Here is a 16989-nt window from a genome sequence, read left to right as displayed (position 1 = left end):
CACCAGTGACCTCGGCCGTACCATTGCATGGCCAGCTTACCGCGGCTGCCCCTCCCGCCATGCCCCAACTTTCCAGCATTCTGCTGGTGGACGACGACACGACCACCAACTTCCTAAACCAAACGCTCATCAAACGCATGGGCGTGGCCGAGCACCTGCACATTGCCGAAAATGGCGCCGAGGCCCTACAGGTCCTGCACCAGTCCTGCGTGCCCATGAGCGCCAGCTGCCCCGACCTGATCCTACTGGACATGAAAATGCCCATCATGAACGGCATTGAGTTTCTGGAGGCCTACGCCCAGCTGCCCCCAGTCAGGCAGCAGGGCGTCGTCATCGTGGTGCTCACCACGTCCCTGTTGCCGAGCGACATGGAGCGGGTGCAGCAGCTGCCCGTGGCGGGGGTGCTGAACAAGCCGCTGACCAAGGAGAAGCTAGGGGCCGTAGTGGCAGAGCATTTTGGGGCAGGGTCGGGGGGCTAACGCAAGCGGGCCTTATGGCCCCAACACCTTCTCTGTGCATGCCGTCAACCCCACACATGGCTTACGCGCAAGCGGCTCCCGCTCCTTGCGCTTACCGCTGACTTTTTTTGGCAACACGCGAGCAGTTTGGCTAGTAGTGCCTGCGTAGGGGTGCGAAAGCGATTGAGGGGGACTGAGTGGGTAGGCCAAAGCTACCTTTGGGCCATGCCTGACGCCATTGTACTTACCTCCCGCACCCTTTATTTTCGTCCCGATCTGCGCGTATTGGTAGTGCGCTGGCACACGAAAGCCCCGCTAGAGGCGGTGAAAGCCGAGTACTGGCAGATGCTGGAGGCGGCTGTGGCGCAGGGGCTGAACGACTGGCTGCTGGATATACGCCGGCGGGACAAAGTGCCCGCTGAGCTAAGTACCTGGGTGAACAGCACGTTTTACCCGGAAGCGGTGGCGCAGATGGCCCCTCGGCGCCTACGAATGGCAGTGCTGAACTCGCCGTTTATGACGCAGCTGTACACCACTGACCCGGTGCAGCAACGGGAGGTGGCCTATGCGCTGGACCGGGCCCGCCCGTTTGACATTGCCTTGTTTGAGGACGAGGGCAAGGCCATGGAATGGCTGCGGCCGGTGCAGGAACGGTAGCGCCGGCAGCAGCAGAGCCCAATTGCACAGCTGACGAAGGCGGATGCGCGGGTGCATTTGCCCCGGAGGGGGCCCCAGCAAGTGGCTGCGTTTAAAGAACCGTCTGCACGTTGAGGGGTAGCGTGGAAATGGAACGAGCGGGTCAGCTGGCCCGCTCGTTCTGGTTTGGGGTTTGTGATTCGTTAGTTTTAGAACGGGTGGTGGCCGTTGCAGAAGTAGGAGGTGGCTGACCCGCAGTATCTTGGGTCTATGCAGGGCCACAAGCAGTTCACCGACACGGTCGTCACGCGCTTTCGCTTGTCCGAGCGCGTACCACGCCACAACCTCTAACGCCGGTTAAGCGGGCTGCTGGACTGGGAGTTTCTGCGCTCGCAGACCCGCTCCGTCTACAGCCACACCGGGCTGCCCTCCTTGGACCCCGTCGTCTTTTTCAAGCTGGTGCTGGTGGGGCGCCTGGAAAACATCTTCAGCGACCGCCGCTTAGGTGTATAGTCCCAGCATGTAGTGGAGGCATTTTCAGTACCGAACTTCGCCAGTACTTATGGGACAAGTACTTCACGGCAGCGCCCGTACAACGCCGGCAGTGCGACGCCGCATCCAGCAAAGTCCAGAAAGCGCGCAAAGCTTAGCGAAACGCCACGGGGTCAATGTGAAAACGGTGACTAAGTGGCGCAACCGCAGCACGACTACAGACGCGCCGACGGGGCCAAAGCCGGTTTCCACCGTGCTTACCGCCGAGCGGGAAGCGGGCGCGGGCGCTTTTCGCCAGCAGACCCAACTGCCGCTCGATGACGGCCGCTACGCCTTGCAGGAAACCATCCCACCGCGCGCGCTCGGCCCTGCACCGCCTGTTTCAGCGCCACGGCCTCAGCCGCCTGCCGGCTCCGGAGCCCGCGGAGAAGCAAAAGAAATTTAAGGATTACCCGATTGGCTACCTGCGCGTCGACTTCGCCGAAGTGCCTACCGAAGCGGGTACAGTGTACCGCTTCGCCGCCCTTGACCGCACCAGCAAGCCGGCCTTTGCCGCATGGCACCCCCGGGCCACGAAAATGCTGGCCGCTGACTTTTTGCGGCGGGTGCTGGCCGCCATTCCCTACCCAGTGCCTAAAGTGTTGACCGACAACGGTACCCAATCCGGCACCCTGCCCCGCCGGGCCTACGCCTGGCGGCACATTTTTGACCGTGTCTGCGACGAGCGCGGCATCGAGCACGGCATCGAGCACCGCTTCACCAAGCCCGCCCATCCGTGGACGAACGGGCAGGTCGAGCGCTTCAACCGCACCTGGAAAGAGGCCACGGTGCGCCAGTACCAGTACCAGTACCAAACCACGGCCCAACTCAATGAGCACCTGCAAGCCTTTTTACTGGCTTACAACTACGGTAAACGGCTTGAGCGGCTACGAGGCAAACCCCCACACGAATTGGTTTGCCAACAATGGCACTTAACCCCTACTATCTTCATGCGTGGCCCCACCCACCTCATGCTGGGACTATACAGCTTTCAGGGTGGTCAGGTTGTCATCGTGCACGATAGCAAACGAAGCCTTGGTTTTGGCTACGATCTTCTCGATGTTTTCCTGGGTTTCGGGCGTCACCACCACGACCTACGCGCCTTTGGAGTACAGCAAAAGGGGTGGGGCAGTCGCTATCACCAAACATTTTACTGCTACCGACGGAACGTCTACCGCTACCGGTTATGCTTGTCACAAAGTGAGCTGCGCATCAAAAATATGATGGTTTCGGGTTGGCAGGGACGCAAGGTCGTATTCAAACTCGGGGAGCCGGGTGAAAAAGTCTTGCACGGCTCAGCGAAACTCACCCTTGGTGCGGTAAAAGGTGGTGTTGATAATCTTCTGCCGCAAATACTTCCACAGCCGCTCCATCAGGTTCAGATTAGGCGAGTAGAATGGTAAAAATACCTGCACAATCGGCGTATCGGCCAGCCATTGCCGCAGTTCCTTATTGTTGTAGTAGCGGGCGTTGTCGCAGACCACGAAAATCCGCTCTTTATCGGGGTGGGCGGTCAGTAGTTGCTCGTATAAGCGTAGCGTGCTCTGTGCGTTCATGCAATCGGTTTCAACGAGCAGCACCTGTGTCGGCTCGCAGGCGTTCAGACCCGCGTTTAGGTTTACCCGCTCCCAGCCGCTGACGGTGGGGCCGTTCTTCGCCCACGGCGCACCAGGCTCTGGTGCAGCGCATGTTGTGGGTGCGGTGGGCCGCGTCGGCATAGTAGAGTACCGCTTCACCCCGCTACACGTGGGCTTCGAGCACGGACAGCTCCTGCAAAAAGTCCTGTTGGGCCTCCGCATTAGCCTGGCAGGGGCGTGGTGAGCTTATAAGTAAAGCCCAGCCGGTGCAGGAACTCCGTCAGGCCGGAGACCGAATACGCGACCCCGTAGGTGGCGGCCACCCAGGCTTGCAAGGCTTTCACGTCCGTATAGAGTAGAGCAGCGAGTTGACTTCGTGGCTAGAGGCCCGCGAGTTGAGCACTGCTCAGCAGGCCCCAGTAGCCGGGGCGCTCGTGGAGCAGGTACCTGGCTAGGCCCAGGTAGGTGAAGGCGCGCACGCAGCAGTACACCGTGGCCTCATCCAGGCCCAGGTCGTCGGCAATACTGGGCAGCAGGCGGCCCTTAACTACCAGCAGAATGACCGTCACTTTCACACACCCGTCGTCGTCGCGCCGTTGCTTTTGCAACTGCCGCAATTCACGCCGTTCTAAGGCTGTCAGGTTGACATCCATAAGGCAATGTTGGCACTTTTTAACCACTACTTTAGCACCTCACTTCGTGACGAGTATAAGTAAAACCGATGAAAAGAAGAATTTTTGTTAAAAACTCATCTTTAACAGCTTTAGGCGTAAGTGCCTTTGGGCTAATGGACTCCTATAGTAAAAGTTTTAAAGGTGGGAACATGTTGAAAGTAAACGAACAGCGTGTGGCAAGCCGCATTGCCGAGTTAGCCAAATTTGGCATGGACGATAAAGGCCATGGCTATCGAGTGGCTTACACCAAAGGCGACATTGACGGAAGGGCTTGGTTTATTGGGCAGCTGAAAAGGGCTGGGCTTGACCCAATTATTGATGCAGCAGGAAATATTATCGGTAAACGAAAAGGAAAAAATCAAGCGCTCAAACCCATTGCCTTTGGTTCGCATATTGACATGGTCCCAGATGGCGGAAACTATGATGGTCCGTTGGGTTCAATCAGTGCGTTGGAAGTAATTGACGTGCTGAACGAAAATAAGCTACTAACCGAGCATCCGCTGGAAATAATCATTTTTGCCAATGAAGAAGGGGGCACTATTGGCAGTATGGCGATGGCGGGCGGACTAACCAAAGCGGGGTTGCAGCAAAAAAGCCAAAATGGTTTAACCATGGCGGACGGAATTAAAGCAATTGGCGGCAATCCCGATAACATTCAATCATGTATCCGGAAAAAAGGGGACATCCATGCTTGGTTGGAATTGCATATCGAACAAGGTGGCATTTTAGAGCGGGAGAATGTACAGATTGGGGTGGTAGAAGGCATTGTAGGAATTGTGCATTGGGAAGTAACCGTAGAAGGTTTTGCCAACCATGCGGGTACAACACCCATGGCTATGCGGCAAGATGCCTTACTGGCTTCAGCAAGAGTGATCCTAGCGGTCAATGAAGTCATCAACTCTGTGAAAGGAAATCAGGTTGGGACTATTGGCAGAATTGCCGCAACGCCCAATGCGTACAATGTAATTCCAGGTAAAGTGGTATTGGGGTTAGAGATCCGAGATTTGTCAGCCGATAAAATTGAAATACTCTTTCGGGAAATAGAAAAGCGGGCAGCCGCGATAGCCACAGAAAGCAACACAACAATTAGGTTTGAAAGGCAGGCAAACGCATCAAAACCAGCCCTAACGGATAAGAAATTGCAGGAAACCATCAACACAGCTGCTAAAGCCTTAGGGTTTAGTACAAAATTTATGCAAAGCGGCGCTGGCCATGATTCACAAGAAATCGCCTCGATTGCCCCTGTTGCCATGATTTTCGTGCCAAGTGTTGGGGGCATCAGCCATTCGCACAAAGAATTTACCAGAACGGTAGACATGGCCAATGGCGCTAATGTGCTTTTACAAACGATAATGTCTATTGACAAGGATAAAGAATAATGAACACCTAGTACTTAGTCAGAGGAATTAGTTACCCTAATTTTCTGATAGTATCGGCCGAGTTTGGTCCGGGCCTGCTCCACGGTGAATTGCCAGTGCACCACGCCGGGCGCGATGGCCACCGTGCCGCCGGGGCACTCAGCTGGGCGGGCTGGCCTTTTTCCTGGTAGTAGCCGGCGCCGTCGGTGGCAATCAGCATCTGGCCGGCCGGATGCGAGTGCCAGCTGTTGCGGGCGCCGGGTTCGAAAGTCACGCTGCCCACCACGCAGCCGGTAGGGTTAACGGGCTGGGTAAACAGGGTTACCCCAGGCAGTGCCCTTGAAGTACTCGGCGGGGCCCTTATTGGTGGCCGCAATGGCGGTGTTTTTTGAGGTGGTCGGGTTAATCAGGAGAGAATTGGGTGGTAATTTCCCAATTCCATGGAAAAAGCCTCTTCCTCCAAACGGCCGCGCTATGATGCGGCCTTTCGGGCCGAAGCCCTGCGGCTGGCCAGCGAAAGCCGCTCGACGCTAGCAGTCGCGCCCTGAACCTCAACGCCAAATTGCTCTGTCAATGGCAAAAAGCGGCTCAGCAGCCCTTGCCCGCTGACCCGGCCGAGGCCGCTGAAGTGCGGGCCCTGCGCCTGGCCAACAAACGGCTGGCGCAGGAGCTGGAGATTTTAAAAAAAGCCATCGCTATCTTCTCGCATCCCCCGACCCCGTGAGCCAGTTGCAGTTTATTGACCAGCAACGCGTTCACTATTCGGTGCACCTGCTCTGCCAGGTCTTACACGTCGTGCCCAGCCGCTACTACGCTTGGTGCCAGCGCGCTGTGCCGAAAACGGAGCCAGCCTGGGAAACGGTGATGGTCGACGTGTTTGACGACCACCAGCGGCGCTACGGCACGCGCCGGCTGCAGGTCGAGCTGCGCGAATTGGGCCACCGCGTGGGCCGGCAGGCGCTGCGGACAGCCCTGCGCCGCCATGGACGTAAGGCCTTACAGCCCAAAGCTTTCACGCCCCGTACGACCGATTCGACCCATGGCAAGCGCTGCGCCCCCAATTTGCTGCTCGACCAGCCCAAGCCCAGCCAGGCCAATCGGGTGTGGGTCAGCGATATCACCTACCTGCCCCTGGCTAACGGCAACTGGGTTTACTGCTGCGCCTTCCAAGACGTGTGCACCAAGCAGGTCGTGGGCTGGCAGGTGCGGGCCGACATGCCCGAAGCCCTGGTGACCACGGCCTTGCAGCGGGCCCTGCTCGCGCAACGGCCCGCTCCCGGCCTCATCGTCCACTCCGACCGGGGCGGCCAATATGTAGGCAATGCCTACAAAACCCTCCTGCGCGATGCCAAGGCCCAACGCTCGCATAGCCGCCGCGGCGAGTGCTACGACAATGCCCAGGCCGAGAGTCTCTGGTCGCGCCTCAAAACCGAACTGCTCGAACTTCGCGAGTGGCCCGTTTTTAGGGACTTGGCCGATGCGCAAGCCAGCGTGGCCGCGTATTTTGACTACTACAATCACAAGCGCCGCCACTCCAGCATTGGCTATTTAAAGCCTTATCTCTTTCATCAACAACAACTTGCCAATATCACCTAATTCTCTCCTGCTCAACTAGGCCACCTCAATATTGCTTGGTCGCTCATGGATTGGAAAAAGTCAGGAGTACAGGGGTTACGGGTTGGTCTACGCATCACAAAGTTCCTAAGCCCATGAACGGGTCAAAAGCAAGACTCAAAAAGCTTTGTATAAAATTCAAGCAGTAGAGGTGACGCTGAGTGAGTTGATAGCAATACACACGGCGCGCAACGCCTTTGCGATGCAGGGACTGCGGCGGGGAATACCGGCGACGGTATTGCGGCGGGTGGTGGGTATTGCCAAATTTAAGAACGCTACGCGCTACGCTTAAATCCCTACCAATAAGGTCCAATTCGTACTACTACAATGGTTTGTAAAACGCAGGCCGGTTATCACTCCCACCTGTATAGCTTGACATGCAGGCAAGGGGCTAACCCGAGCATTCAGTAAAGGCGCCTGTGCTCGGTTCATGCTTCACCTGTGCCCGACGTGCCTCGGAGGTGAAAGGAAATTATGCTGGCTAACTGCTGAGCACCTCGGAGACCTCGGCGGGGTCGAGGCCGGTGAGGCCGCAAAAGCCCTGCACGGTGAACAGGGCCCCGGCGGGCTCGCCAGCGCCAAGCGGATAAATAATTGTACGCAGGTAATACTCCCCTAACATTCAGGGTATAAATTTGCTAGTAAATATTGGGGTAACCATGTTCGCTGGCGTAAGCCGGAGCCGGGGCCCAAATTCACTTCTCTACTGCCTGGATGAAACAACACTTACTTCGCCTCGGGGGGCCCCTGTTGCTCTGCCTGATGGGCTTTACTGGACCGGCGCGCGTGGCGCGCCAGCTGCTGGCTCCGCTACGCGCGGCCGCGGTGGCTCCGGAAACCTTCGAAACCGGCACCAAGCCAGACTACCCCACCGGCACCGTCGCGTTTGCCACCGGCAGCTGGACGCTGGCCGATGCCCTGGTGGGCACCGACGCCGCCGACCACAAGAACGGGGCCCAGGCCGTGCGCTTGCAGCAGGCCGGCACGCTCACGATGAACTTCTACCTGCCCGACGGGGCGGCCACCGTGACGGTGCAGCACGCCACCTACGGCACCGACGGCAGCAGCAGCTGGGAGCTGTGGGCGCAGTCGCAGGGCTGCGACTGCACCAAGTGGACGAAGGTGGGCGCCACGGTAATCACCTCCTCGCCCGCGTTGCAGGCGGCGTCGTTTGTGGTGAATATTCCGGGGCCCGTCAAGTTTGAAATCCGCAAGACCTCCGGGGGCCGGGCGCGGCTCGACATCGACGACTTTGCCGCGACGGACTACGGCGTGGCCCTGCCCGCCGCCGACAACAGCAACCTGGCCCTGGGCAACCCGAGCGGGGCCCAAACGGACGTGGCAATGCCCAACAACTACTTGCTGCTCAAGTCGCAGTACGCGGTGTCGTACAGCCGCGACCAGGGCAAGCCCAACTGGGTGAGCTGGCACCTGGACCTGTCGGACCGCGGCGGCATTGACCGGCAGGACGACTTCCGGGCCGACGCCACGCTGCCCGCCGAGTGGTACCACGTCACGGAGTTCAGCTACGTGGGCTCGGGCTTCGACCGGGGCCACAACTGCCCCTCGGCCGACCGCACCTCGAGTGTGGAGAACAACTCGGCCACGTTCCTCATGACCAATATGATGCCCCAGGCCCCCCAGAACAACCAGCAAACCTGGGCCAACCTGGAGAACTACACCCGCACCTTTTTGGCCGGCGGCAACGAGGTGTACATCGTCTGCGGCTCGTACGGGGTGGGCGGCACGGGCTCGGCCGGGGGCCTCACGACGACCCTCGACCAGGGCCGCGTGACCGTGCCCAACCGCTGCTGGAAAGTGGTGGTGATTTTGCCGGTGGGCGACAACGACGTGGCCCGCGTGAACGCCGGCACCCGCATCATCGCCATCGACACGCCCAACATCAACTCCATCAACACGGACTGGGGCGTGTACCGCACCACCGTGGACGCCATCGAGGCCGCCACCGGGCTGGACCTGCTCTCCAACCTGCCGGTGGAAGTGCAGGCTGCCGTGGAGGCAAAAATCGACGCTGGCCCGGTGAGCTAAGGCGGCCCGGGGCCCTGTTTGTTTCATTCTTCTGGATTTCTCGCGGTTACGCCGCCTTTCTATGTTATTGACTTCTAATTTTTTGCGCGGAATGCGCCGGGGATTGGCACTGGCCGCGGCCGGTGCGCTGCCCCTGGCCGCCGGGGCCCAGGCGCTGCTGCCCAGCGCCGCCCCGGTCACCGAAACCTTCGACGGGCTGGGCACCGCCGCCGCGGCCGCGGTGCCCACCGGCTTCTTACTATCGGCCGAAGCCGTGCCAACCTACGGCAGCGCCGCCAACTATGCGGCCACGACCGTGGCCACCACGGGCAACAACTTCACCGCGGGCGGCACCTACAACTTTGGGGCCGTGGCTGGCTCGGCGGATAGGGCCCTGGGCTTTCTGAACAGCGGCTCTTACACCTCGCCGCGCCACATCCTGTTGGCGGTGAAGAACACCTCGGGCGCGGTAGTGCAGGACCTAGCCGTGCAGTTCGACATTGAAAAATACCGCTCCGGCAGCCGGGCCTACGACTGGAAGTTTTACGTGAGCACCGACGGGGTGACGTGGGCCGCCCAAACGGCTGGCGACCAGAACTTCACAGCCGACGCCAACAACACCGTTTACAGCTACCCGCCGCTCACCACCACCAAGCAAGTGGCGCTCACTGGCCTGAACCTGGCCGCCGACGCCACCTATTACCTGCGCTGGAGCGACGTGGGCGCCGGCGGCAGCACCAACGGCCAGGGCCTGGCCCTCGACAACCTGGTGCTGACGCCCACGCTGGGCACCGGGACCGGCACGCCCACCGCCAGCATCACCACCGCGGCTACGGCCTACGGCAGCCCGTACTGCCTGAGCAGCAGCGCCGGCAGTGCTAGCTTCGCGGTGGCTTATGACGCCACTGGCTTTGCGGCGGGCGCCACGTTCAAGGCGCAGCTTTCGAGCGCGGCGGGCGTGTTTCCGGCCAATGCGACGGACAACATTATTGGCAGCGGCGCGGCCTCGCCGCTCGCGGCCACCTTGCCGGCGGGCACGCTGAGCGGCAGCGGCTACCGCATCCGGGTGGTGAGCGACGCGCCGCTCACCTTTGGCACCGACAACGGGCAGAACCTTGCCATTAACCTAGCCCCGGCCACCAACCCGGTGACGGTAACGCCCATAGCCAGCCAATCGGTGACGAGCACCGGCACGGGCGTGGCCCTCACAGCCACCGCTGGGGCCCCATCGGCCTTTGCTTGGTACTACGGCACGGCCGCGGCGGGGCCCTACGCCACGGCGCTGGCGGGTGCCACGGCGGCTACGTATCAGGTCAGCGGCGCTAATTTTCCGGCCGCGGGCACCTATTACGTGGTGGCCCAGGCCACCTCTGTCTGCGGGGCTGTGGTGGGCCTGAGCGCCCCGGTGGCGGTGACCGTGACGGCCCCGGTGGTAGTAACGAAACCCACCCTGACGGCTTCGCTCACTACGTTGGCCGACTTTGGCAGCACCGCCAGCGGCGCGGCCAGCTTGTCGAAAAGCTTCACCCTGAGCAGCGCTAACCTCACCGGCCCGGTGACGGTGACGCCCGCGGCCGGCTTCGAAATCCGCGTGGGGGCCCAGGCCTTTGCCTGCTGCGCCATCCAAGTAACGCCTGTTGATGGCGCGGTGAACGCCACCGTGGACGTGCGCTTCGTACCCACAGCAGCGCAGGCCTTCGCGGCTAGCCTCGCGGTGCAGGGCCCCGGCGTACCGGCCCTGGCCGTGGCCGTGAGCGGCACCGGCGTAGCACCGGTGTACCCGGCCTCGGTGAGCAGCGTGGCCGTGACGGCCCTCGCGCCTACCACCGCCACGGCCGGCGGCACTGTGGATGCCGACGGCGGCAGCGCCGTGACGGCCCGGGGCGTGGTGTGGAGCAAAACCGCCAACCCCACCCTGACGGCCACCAAAACCACCGACGGCGCGGGCTCCGGCACCTTCGCCAGCGCCCTCACCGGCTTGCTGCCCGGCACCGCCTACTTCGTGCGGGCCTACGCCACCAACGCCGCGGGCACCGCCTACGGCGACGAGTTGACCTTCACCACGGCCAACATACCGCTGGCCGCCGAGCCCACCGCTTCGGCCTCCCTCACGGCCAGCGCCGTGACCAGCAACTCGCTGCACCTGACCGTGGCGGGCGGCAACGGGGCCAAGCGGCTCATCCTGGCCCGCCTCACCACCGCCGTAAACGCCGCGCCCGTTGACGCGACGACTTACGCCGCTGACGCCACCTTTGGCGTGGGGCCCCAAATCGGTACTGGCAACTACGTGGTGTACAACGGCACCGGCACCGGCGTGACCGTGACCGGCCTGCGGGCCGGCAATACCTACACGTTCGCCGTGTTTGAGTACAACGACAACGACACGCCTTTCGCCGAGAACTACCGCACCACTGCGCCTGGCACACTAACGCAGGGAACAACGGCCGCCTCGGCTGCGCTGCTGCTCGAAGAAAACTTCGCCTACCCCGCCGGGGCCCTGCTGACCGCCAACGACTGGACGGCTCACAGCGGCGCCGGCACTAACGCCGTCGGCGTGGTGGCCCCCGGCCTGAGCTACGCCGGCTACGGCGCCAGCGGCATCGGCAACGCGGCGGCCATCGTGGCCAGCGGCGAGGACGTGGGCCGCGGCTTCGCGCCCGTGGCGCCCCGCACGCCGGTGTACGTGTCGTACCTCGTGAACGTGGCCAGCGCCACCACGGCGGGCGACTACTACTTCCATCTGGGGCCCGCGCCCCTGAGCACCAACTTCCGCAGCCGGGTATTCGTGCGCCGCAACGCCGCCACTGGCAAGGTACAGTTCGGCATCAGCGGCAGCGCCGCGGCCACGTATGGCACCACCGACTACGAGCTGAACACCACCTACCTGCTGGTGGTGAAGTACAGCTTCGACGAAACCGGCAACCTGGCCCAGCTCTTCGTGAACCCGCCCGCCGACGCCGAGCCCGCCACGGCCGACGTGAGCGCGGCCGAAGCGGCCAGCACCTCGCCGGCCAACATCGGCACCGTGGCCCTGCGCCAGGGCGCCAGCTCGCCCAACCTGGTGGTGGACGGCCTGCGCGTCGGTACCGCCTACCAGGTGGTGCGCGCGGGCGCCGCGTGCACGACGCCGGTAATTACGGCGCCGGTGGTACCGGTGGCAACGGCCCAGGCCGGTTTGCGCGGGGCCCCGGTGGCCTTTGCGGCCACTGCTACCGGCTCGTCGGTGCTCACGTATTCGGTTGTGGTGAACGGCACGACGACGGCCATCACGTCACCCTACGTGTTTCCGCTGGGCACCACGGTGGTAACGGCCACGGCCACCAACGACTGCGGCACCGCCTCGCTGCCCTTCTCCGTAACAGTGCAGAGCCCGACGGTGGTGAGCGTGCTGCACCAGAACGCCGATTACCTGCCCAACGACGACACGGTGCGCCCCAACCTGGACCTGGTGAACAACAGCGCCGAGGCTATTCCCTACCAAGAATTGACCGTGCGCTACTGGCTGACGCCGGAGGACTTCGCGCCCATCCTGACGTCGGTGGACTACGCCCAGCTCGGCACCAGCGACGTGAAGATGCGCTACGTGCCGCTGGCCCAGCCCGTGCAGGGCGCCTTCGGCTACGTGGAGTACAGCTTCACCTCGCCCAACAGCCTGCCCGCCGGGGGCAATTCCGGCCAGATTCGCTCGCGCATTTACAAGGAAACCTACACGCGCTTCGACCAGACGGACGACTACTCGTACTCCTACAGCCGCGCCTACGCCCCGAACGACCACCTGACCGTGTACCGCAACGGCGTGCTGATTGGCGGCGTGGAGCCGGCCCCAGTGGCCCTTGTTACAAGCCTGCAAGTGTTGTCGCAAACCCAGACCACGGTGCTCTCGACCCAAACCATCAGCACCTACGTGCAGCTGAAGAACGTGGGCAACCAGCCCGTGCCGTACCAGGACCTGGCCGTGCGCTACTGGTTCAGCCCCGAAGGCGCGGCGGCCCTGAGGTCTTCCGTTGACTACGCGGTGCTGGGCAGCAGCAACGTGAACGTCACCTTCGGCCAGTCCGGCACCGAGACGTTCGCCGAAATCCGGTTCAACCCGGCTTTGGGCAGCCTCGCGCCGCGCAGCACCACCGGCAACGTGCAGTACCGCCTCTATAAGGACGATTGGTCGTTCTTCGACCAGGCCAACGACTTTTCCTACATGCCGTTCAGCCTCCAGTTTGCCGCCAACGACCACCTGAGCGTGTACCAGCAGGGCCGCCTCGTGTACGGCCAGGAGCCAGCCGGCGCCGCTGGGGCCAGTGCTACCATGAGCCGGGGCCCCCAGGCCACGGCCGCCACTGGTGCACCAGTTGGCTCTGCTGTGGTGCAAGCCGTGCGCAGCTACCCCAACCCCTTCACGGGCAGCACCACGCTTGCCTTTGCCCTGGCGCAGGGTGCTGCTTATCAGCTGGATGTGTACGACGGCACCGGCCGCCTGGTGCAGCACCTGGCCACTGGCCAGGCCGCGGCCGGTGAGCTGGTCCGCACCGAGTGGCAGGCCACGGGCCTGGCCCCGGGCCTCTACCTGGCCCGCCTCACCACCGGTGGCACCGTGCAGAACCTCAAGCTAGTGAAGCAATAGGCCGCGCAGCTTATTGCCAATCGGTTGCAAAAAAAGCCGGACCCTATAGGGCCCGGCTTTTTTATGGTGCAAGCGGCGGCTACTGGTGATATTCAGCCAGTATCTGGCACAAATCGTTCAGGCGCTGCGCCACAGGGTCGAGCACAGCTTCGGGCACAGGAACCTGAGTGCTACAGGGGCCAATGAGGTGGCGCACCGGGGCCCCAGGTAGGCGACATTCTTCCACCGCTTTGCCCTGCGTCACCAGCGCGGATCATCTAGCGCGGTGCTGGTGAGGCAGTGGTGGCGCGGCAATAGTTCGGGCCACTAACTGGGCCGACTGACCGAGCACGTGCTGCTCTTCGGCACCGAAGGTGCGCAGGGCGTGGTCAACGACGCACAGCACGCCGGCACTGCGCTAGTCGGGCACCGCAGCGGGCCATCCACGTAAACCGCTGGCCCTTGGCCCGGGCCGTTGCGTCGGCCGCAGTAGTCAGGCACAAGGCTTCGCTCTGGGTCAGCTCAGTGAACACTACGGCTTTGTTTTGCTGCGTCACCGACAAGCACAGGGCTTCGACGCGCGGCGGCTGGGCCCGGTAGGCTCTGGCTGGCAGGGTAATATAATTCGTTAACGAGGCTAATGAGCGAAACGGGCAGGCTGAATAGGTACGCCATTAGGGCCACAAACTCGTCGAACATCGCTTCGCGCAAGATGTCTAGAATATCGTAGTAGCGCAGTATAGGCAGGCGTTAGGCACCGCTTGGGGGCAGAAGCGAGGCGAGGACCAAGGGCATAGCGGGCCACGAGCAGACGACTGGCGCTGGGGGTAGGGCAAGCAAAGCTATTGGAAATGCTTTCTTCTGCGTCCTTCAAGAAGCGTCATAGGCCACTTGCGAGCACTCGGCATGCGCCTCGTCCGAAACGATGAGCCACTGCTTTTGCCGGCCACCGCCTTGCCCAGCCACTCCCGCGACGCGTACAGTTCGCCGATTTGCAAGTGGGCAAATGTGGTGGGCCCCACCTCCACGTAGGTGCCATCGTCGGCCACCAAGTAGTAGCGCGGGTTGTCGAGGCTGCGGGGCCCCGCGGCGGCCATTGGGACAGGTTTCTCGGCCACGCACTTGGCTATTAAGGACGGCACCGGCACCCATTCGTACCAAAAAATGAAGCAACTCATAAAGCTACTGCACAGCAAAAAAATTAGTAAAATTTGCATTTTATCAATTTAATAAATTTCGAATTATAAACCGGCCTTCGCTAAAATACACAAGGCTTTATTCTTATTTGCTATTTTTGACCAGCCCCTCTTGGTCGCATGCTGGAACAACTTTTTTTATAATTTTCAAGACAAATTGAAGCATCCATCTTGCGCTAAAAACCAGGATTCAGGCTTACGGCGACCCTTACTTATGCGCATACAATGCATTGTATTACAGGTATAATAATAATTTTGCAGACTAATCAGTATCCTTTCACCCATTGCTAGCCAGTTTGATTTTTTCCAACCGCATTCGCTCCGCAAAATAGCAAACTGGTTGGTTAATTCAAAAAAAATTTTCTATCCCTTATTTCATCCGTTTATATCGACTCACCAATTATTATCTTTTTGTCTTTTTCCAGTACCATATTCATAATTTAATTTTAACCTTCGCTGGCTGATTGATGGTACCCACCGCACAGGTGGGCAGCGGGCCGGTAGCGCCCCGGCGCAACGGGCCCAATACCCACCCCAGCGCCCCGAGTTAACGGTGCAATGCACCCGGGGCACTGGGAATGGGGATCAGTGCAACCAATTGATCCGCAGCGCACTTGGCCCGGATTTAGTTTATAATAAATTCGTTTTCAGACACTTTTTATCAGCGGCCGTAAATGCGCGCATCGACCATCCGGTTTCCTCTGCACCATGCCCGACGACCAAAAAGAACTGCAATTTCCGCTCTATGTGAAGGCGCCGCTGGTGCTGCTGGGGCTGGCCCTGCTGGTATTCACGCTGCACATCGCTTCGGACCTTGTTTTTCCTCTTTTTTTCGCTGCCATCTTCGCCATCATGCTGCACCCCGTGGAGCAGTGGCTGCTGCGGCGCAAGGTGCCGCCGCTGCTGGCCATTGCCCTCACCGTGGTGCTGGGGGTGGCGGCACTGTTGGCACTGCTTTACTTTATCTATTTGGAGGCCACGCAATTATCGGGTCAGCTACCCATGTTCAAGGCGAAGTTCTTCCACACGGCTCAGGTAGTAGAGCAGTGGCTCAACGCCCGCTTCGGCATCACTAACCAGAAGCTGATGGGCTACCTCAACGAGACGGGCAGCCGGGCGGCAGGCCTGGCCGGGGGCACGCTCACGGCCGTGTCGGGCTTGTTGGTGACGGCCACGCTGCTGCCGGTGTACATCTTTCTACTGTTTCTGTACCAGAAACGCCTGGTGACCTTCCTCACCCAAGTGTTTTCGGGGCGGAAGCCGGGCACTGGCGTGGCCGAGGTGCTGCACGAGAGTAAGGCTGCTATTCAGAGCTACATGATTGGCCTGCTCGTTGAGGGTAGCATCGTGGCCGTTCTCAACGTGGGGGCCCTGCTGGTGCTGGGCATTCCGTACGCGCTGCTGCTGGGCGTGCTGGGGGCCCTGCTCAACTTCATCCCGTACGTGGGCGGGCTGGCAGCCATTGCCCTCCCAGTACTCATGGCCTTCGTCACGAAGGAGGGGTTGGGCTACCCGGCGGGCGTGGTGGCAGTGTACCTGGCCATCCAGTTCGTTGACAATCACTTTCTTATTCCGCGCATTGTGGCCTCCAAAATAAAGGTCAACGCCCTGGTAGCCATTGTGGGGGTGCTGGTGGGCAACGCCGTGGGCGGGGTGGCGGGTATGTTCCTGGCTTTGCCCGTCATCGCCATCCTAAAGATTATTTTCGACCGCATCGAGTCGCTTCGGCCTTGGGGCCTGCTGCTCGGCGACGAGGAAGCCACCGAGAAGCCCGCTGCTGACGGGGCCGCCCTACGGCGCCGGCCGCTGCTGCGCAATGGCGGGGACCGCCCGGCGGCCGTAGTTGGGTAATGCCGCTTAGAGCGATAGGCTCACCAGCCAGGTTTCGGCCGTCGCTGCGTTAAAAAAGCGCTTGAATACAAAATCTTTAGGGGCTGAGGTCACTACCGATTCGGTAGACAGACGGTGTACGGGGTCGGCGCCTTCTACGATGGCGCAGTGGCGGGTACAGGCCTGCCCTATAGCCCGCGGAATCCAGTTTTGGGTGAGCCACTGCTGAGCCGCGGGCAGCAAGGGGGCACGCTGCCCGTGGTCGGACAGAATTTTGCGGGCGCCGGTGGTAAGCAGCACGGCCAGCGCCTTTTCGTAGTACGCCTGCACTTCGTCGAGTGGCACACGGCCGGGGCCCCACGCCAAACGCACGTGGCCCGCGGAATGATAATAGAGCTGGCCCGCGGCGCTAGTGAATGATAATATTTCTTGATCAAGCATTAACGAAACCATAAAGCGGAGGCTTACAATGTAATATAACGTGGAATGG

General features: G+C 61.1%; 14 protein-coding genes and 1 pseudogene. 9 read left to right on the top strand and 6 right to left on the bottom strand.

Features of this window, described 5'->3' with window-relative positions; genetic code table 11:
• The first annotated feature begins 59 nt into the window (after positions 1-59).
• From AXW84_RS05920 to AXW84_RS23905, 3 genes and pseudogenes are all read left to right on the top strand, one after another.
• The gene (locus tag AXW84_RS05920) at positions 60-479 is read left to right on the top strand and encodes a response regulator (RefSeq protein ID WP_068229998.1); all 420 of its coding nucleotides are present in this window, start codon (positions 60-62) and stop codon (positions 477-479) included.
• A gap of 204 nt (positions 480-683) precedes the next feature.
• Positions 684-1115: a hypothetical protein gene (locus AXW84_RS05915; protein ID WP_157886840.1), complete on the top strand. Its 432-nt coding sequence runs from the start codon at positions 684-686 to the stop codon at positions 1113-1115.
• 541 nt (positions 1116-1656) lie between these two features.
• Positions 1657-2611 (top strand): annotated as a pseudogene (locus tag AXW84_RS23905) (integrase core domain-containing protein); the annotation flags it as partial.
• A 309-nt stretch (positions 2612-2920) separates the two neighbouring features.
• Here the strand turns inward: AXW84_RS23905 and AXW84_RS23900 are convergent.
• The 3 genes from AXW84_RS23900 to AXW84_RS23890 all read right to left on the bottom strand — a co-directional run bounded on the left by AXW84_RS23900 (position 2921) and on the right by AXW84_RS23890 (position 3855).
• A complete protein-coding gene (locus AXW84_RS23900; RefSeq protein WP_157886839.1) occupies positions 2921-3343 on the bottom strand; it encodes a transposase in 423 nt (140 codons plus the stop codon).
• An 80-nt stretch (positions 3344-3423) separates the two neighbouring features.
• Entirely contained in the window at positions 3424-3546 is a 123-nt protein-coding gene (locus AXW84_RS23895) for a helix-turn-helix domain-containing protein (RefSeq protein ID WP_082773727.1), read from the bottom strand.
• 36 nt (positions 3547-3582) lie between these two features.
• Positions 3583-3855 carry a helix-turn-helix domain-containing protein gene (locus tag AXW84_RS23890; RefSeq protein WP_157886838.1) on the bottom strand — a complete coding sequence of 91 codons (273 nt, stop codon included), beginning with the start codon at positions 3853-3855 and terminating at the stop codon, positions 3583-3585.
• A gap of 68 nt (positions 3856-3923) precedes the next feature.
• Here AXW84_RS23890 and AXW84_RS05895 point away from each other — a divergent pair, with 68 nt between their 5' ends.
• The 3 genes from AXW84_RS05895 to AXW84_RS05890 all read left to right on the top strand — a co-directional run bounded on the left by AXW84_RS05895 (position 3924) and on the right by AXW84_RS05890 (position 6830).
• The gene (locus AXW84_RS05895; protein WP_236943262.1) at positions 3924-5255 is read left to right on the top strand and encodes a Zn-dependent hydrolase; all 1332 of its coding nucleotides are present in this window, start codon (positions 3924-3926) and stop codon (positions 5253-5255) included.
• 577 nt (positions 5256-5832) lie between these two features.
• Positions 5833-5958, top strand: a complete 126-nt coding sequence (locus AXW84_RS26185; protein ID WP_257722078.1) for a hypothetical protein — start codon at positions 5833-5835, stop codon at positions 5956-5958.
• Entirely contained in the window at positions 5955-6830 is an 876-nt protein-coding gene (locus AXW84_RS05890) for an IS3 family transposase (RefSeq protein ID WP_071891040.1), read from the top strand. The genes AXW84_RS26185 and AXW84_RS05890 overlap by 4 nt, the downstream gene beginning before the upstream one ends.
• Positions 6831-7329: 499 nt before the next feature.
• On the opposite strand, the gene AXW84_RS24555 is transcribed toward AXW84_RS05890, so the two are convergent.
• Positions 7330-7470, bottom strand: a complete 141-nt coding sequence (locus AXW84_RS24555; RefSeq protein WP_157886837.1) for a hypothetical protein — start codon at positions 7468-7470, stop codon at positions 7330-7332.
• 92 nt (positions 7471-7562) lie between these two features.
• Between AXW84_RS24555 and AXW84_RS25740 the strand changes: the two genes are divergently transcribed.
• Positions 7563-8897, top strand: a complete 1335-nt coding sequence (locus AXW84_RS25740) for a DNA/RNA non-specific endonuclease (protein WP_236943261.1) — start codon at positions 7563-7565, stop codon at positions 8895-8897.
• 1156 nt (positions 8898-10053) lie between these two features.
• On the top strand, positions 10054-13494 hold the full coding sequence (locus tag AXW84_RS26290) for a cellulose binding domain-containing protein (RefSeq protein WP_442905608.1): 3441 nt from the start codon (positions 10054-10056) through the stop codon (positions 13492-13494).
• 821 nt (positions 13495-14315) lie between these two features.
• Here AXW84_RS26290 and AXW84_RS05875 read toward each other — a convergent pair.
• Positions 14316-14651 carry a hypothetical protein gene (locus AXW84_RS05875; protein ID WP_157886835.1) on the bottom strand — a complete coding sequence of 112 codons (336 nt, stop codon included), beginning with the start codon at positions 14649-14651 and terminating at the stop codon, positions 14316-14318.
• 726 nt (positions 14652-15377) lie between these two features.
• On the opposite strand from AXW84_RS05875, the gene AXW84_RS05870 reads away from it, so the two are divergent.
• A complete protein-coding gene (locus AXW84_RS05870; protein WP_068229975.1) occupies positions 15378-16520 on the top strand; it encodes an AI-2E family transporter in 1143 nt (380 codons plus the stop codon).
• Between the two features lie 6 nt (positions 16521-16526).
• Here AXW84_RS05870 and AXW84_RS05865 read toward each other — a convergent pair whose 3' ends face one another.
• Positions 16527-16940: a hypothetical protein gene (locus AXW84_RS05865; protein WP_157886834.1), complete on the bottom strand. Its 414-nt coding sequence runs from the start codon at positions 16938-16940 to the stop codon at positions 16527-16529.
• Between the last annotated feature and the right edge of the window lie 49 nt (positions 16941-16989).

This window comes from Hymenobacter sp. PAMC 26628 (genome assembly GCF_001562275.1).
Classification (GTDB): Bacteria; Bacteroidota; Bacteroidia; order Cytophagales; family Hymenobacteraceae; genus Hymenobacter.
This window is presented reverse-complemented; position numbering and strand designations above follow the sequence as displayed.

Bases quoted from the DNA above. Each gene is read 5' to 3' on its own strand.
- AXW84_RS05920 (WP_068229998.1), top strand. From the start codon at position 60: ATGCCCCAACTTTCCAGCATTCTGCTGGTGGACGACGACACGACCACC.
- AXW84_RS05915 (WP_157886840.1), top strand. From the start codon at position 684: ATGCCTGACGCCATTGTACTTACCTCCCGCACCCTTTATTTTCGTCCC.
- AXW84_RS23900 (WP_157886839.1), bottom strand. From the start codon at position 3,343: ATGCCGACGCGGCCCACCGCACCCACAACATGCGCTGCACCAGAGCCT.
- AXW84_RS23890 (WP_157886838.1), bottom strand. From the start codon at position 3,855: ATGGATGTCAACCTGACAGCCTTAGAACGGCGTGAATTGCGGCAGTTG.
- AXW84_RS05895 (WP_236943262.1), top strand. From the start codon at position 3,924: ATGAAAAGAAGAATTTTTGTTAAAAACTCATCTTTAACAGCTTTAGGC.
- AXW84_RS24555 (WP_157886837.1), bottom strand. From the start codon at position 7,470: ATGTTAGGGGAGTATTACCTGCGTACAATTATTTATCCGCTTGGCGCT.
- AXW84_RS25740 (WP_236943261.1), top strand. From the start codon at position 7,563: ATGAAACAACACTTACTTCGCCTCGGGGGGCCCCTGTTGCTCTGCCTG.
- AXW84_RS05875 (WP_157886835.1), bottom strand. From the start codon at position 14,651: ATGAGTTGCTTCATTTTTTGGTACGAATGGGTGCCGGTGCCGTCCTTA.
- AXW84_RS05870 (WP_068229975.1), top strand. From the start codon at position 15,378: ATGCCCGACGACCAAAAAGAACTGCAATTTCCGCTCTATGTGAAGGCG.
- AXW84_RS05865 (WP_157886834.1), bottom strand. From the start codon at position 16,940: ATGCTTGATCAAGAAATATTATCATTCACTAGCGCCGCGGGCCAGCTC.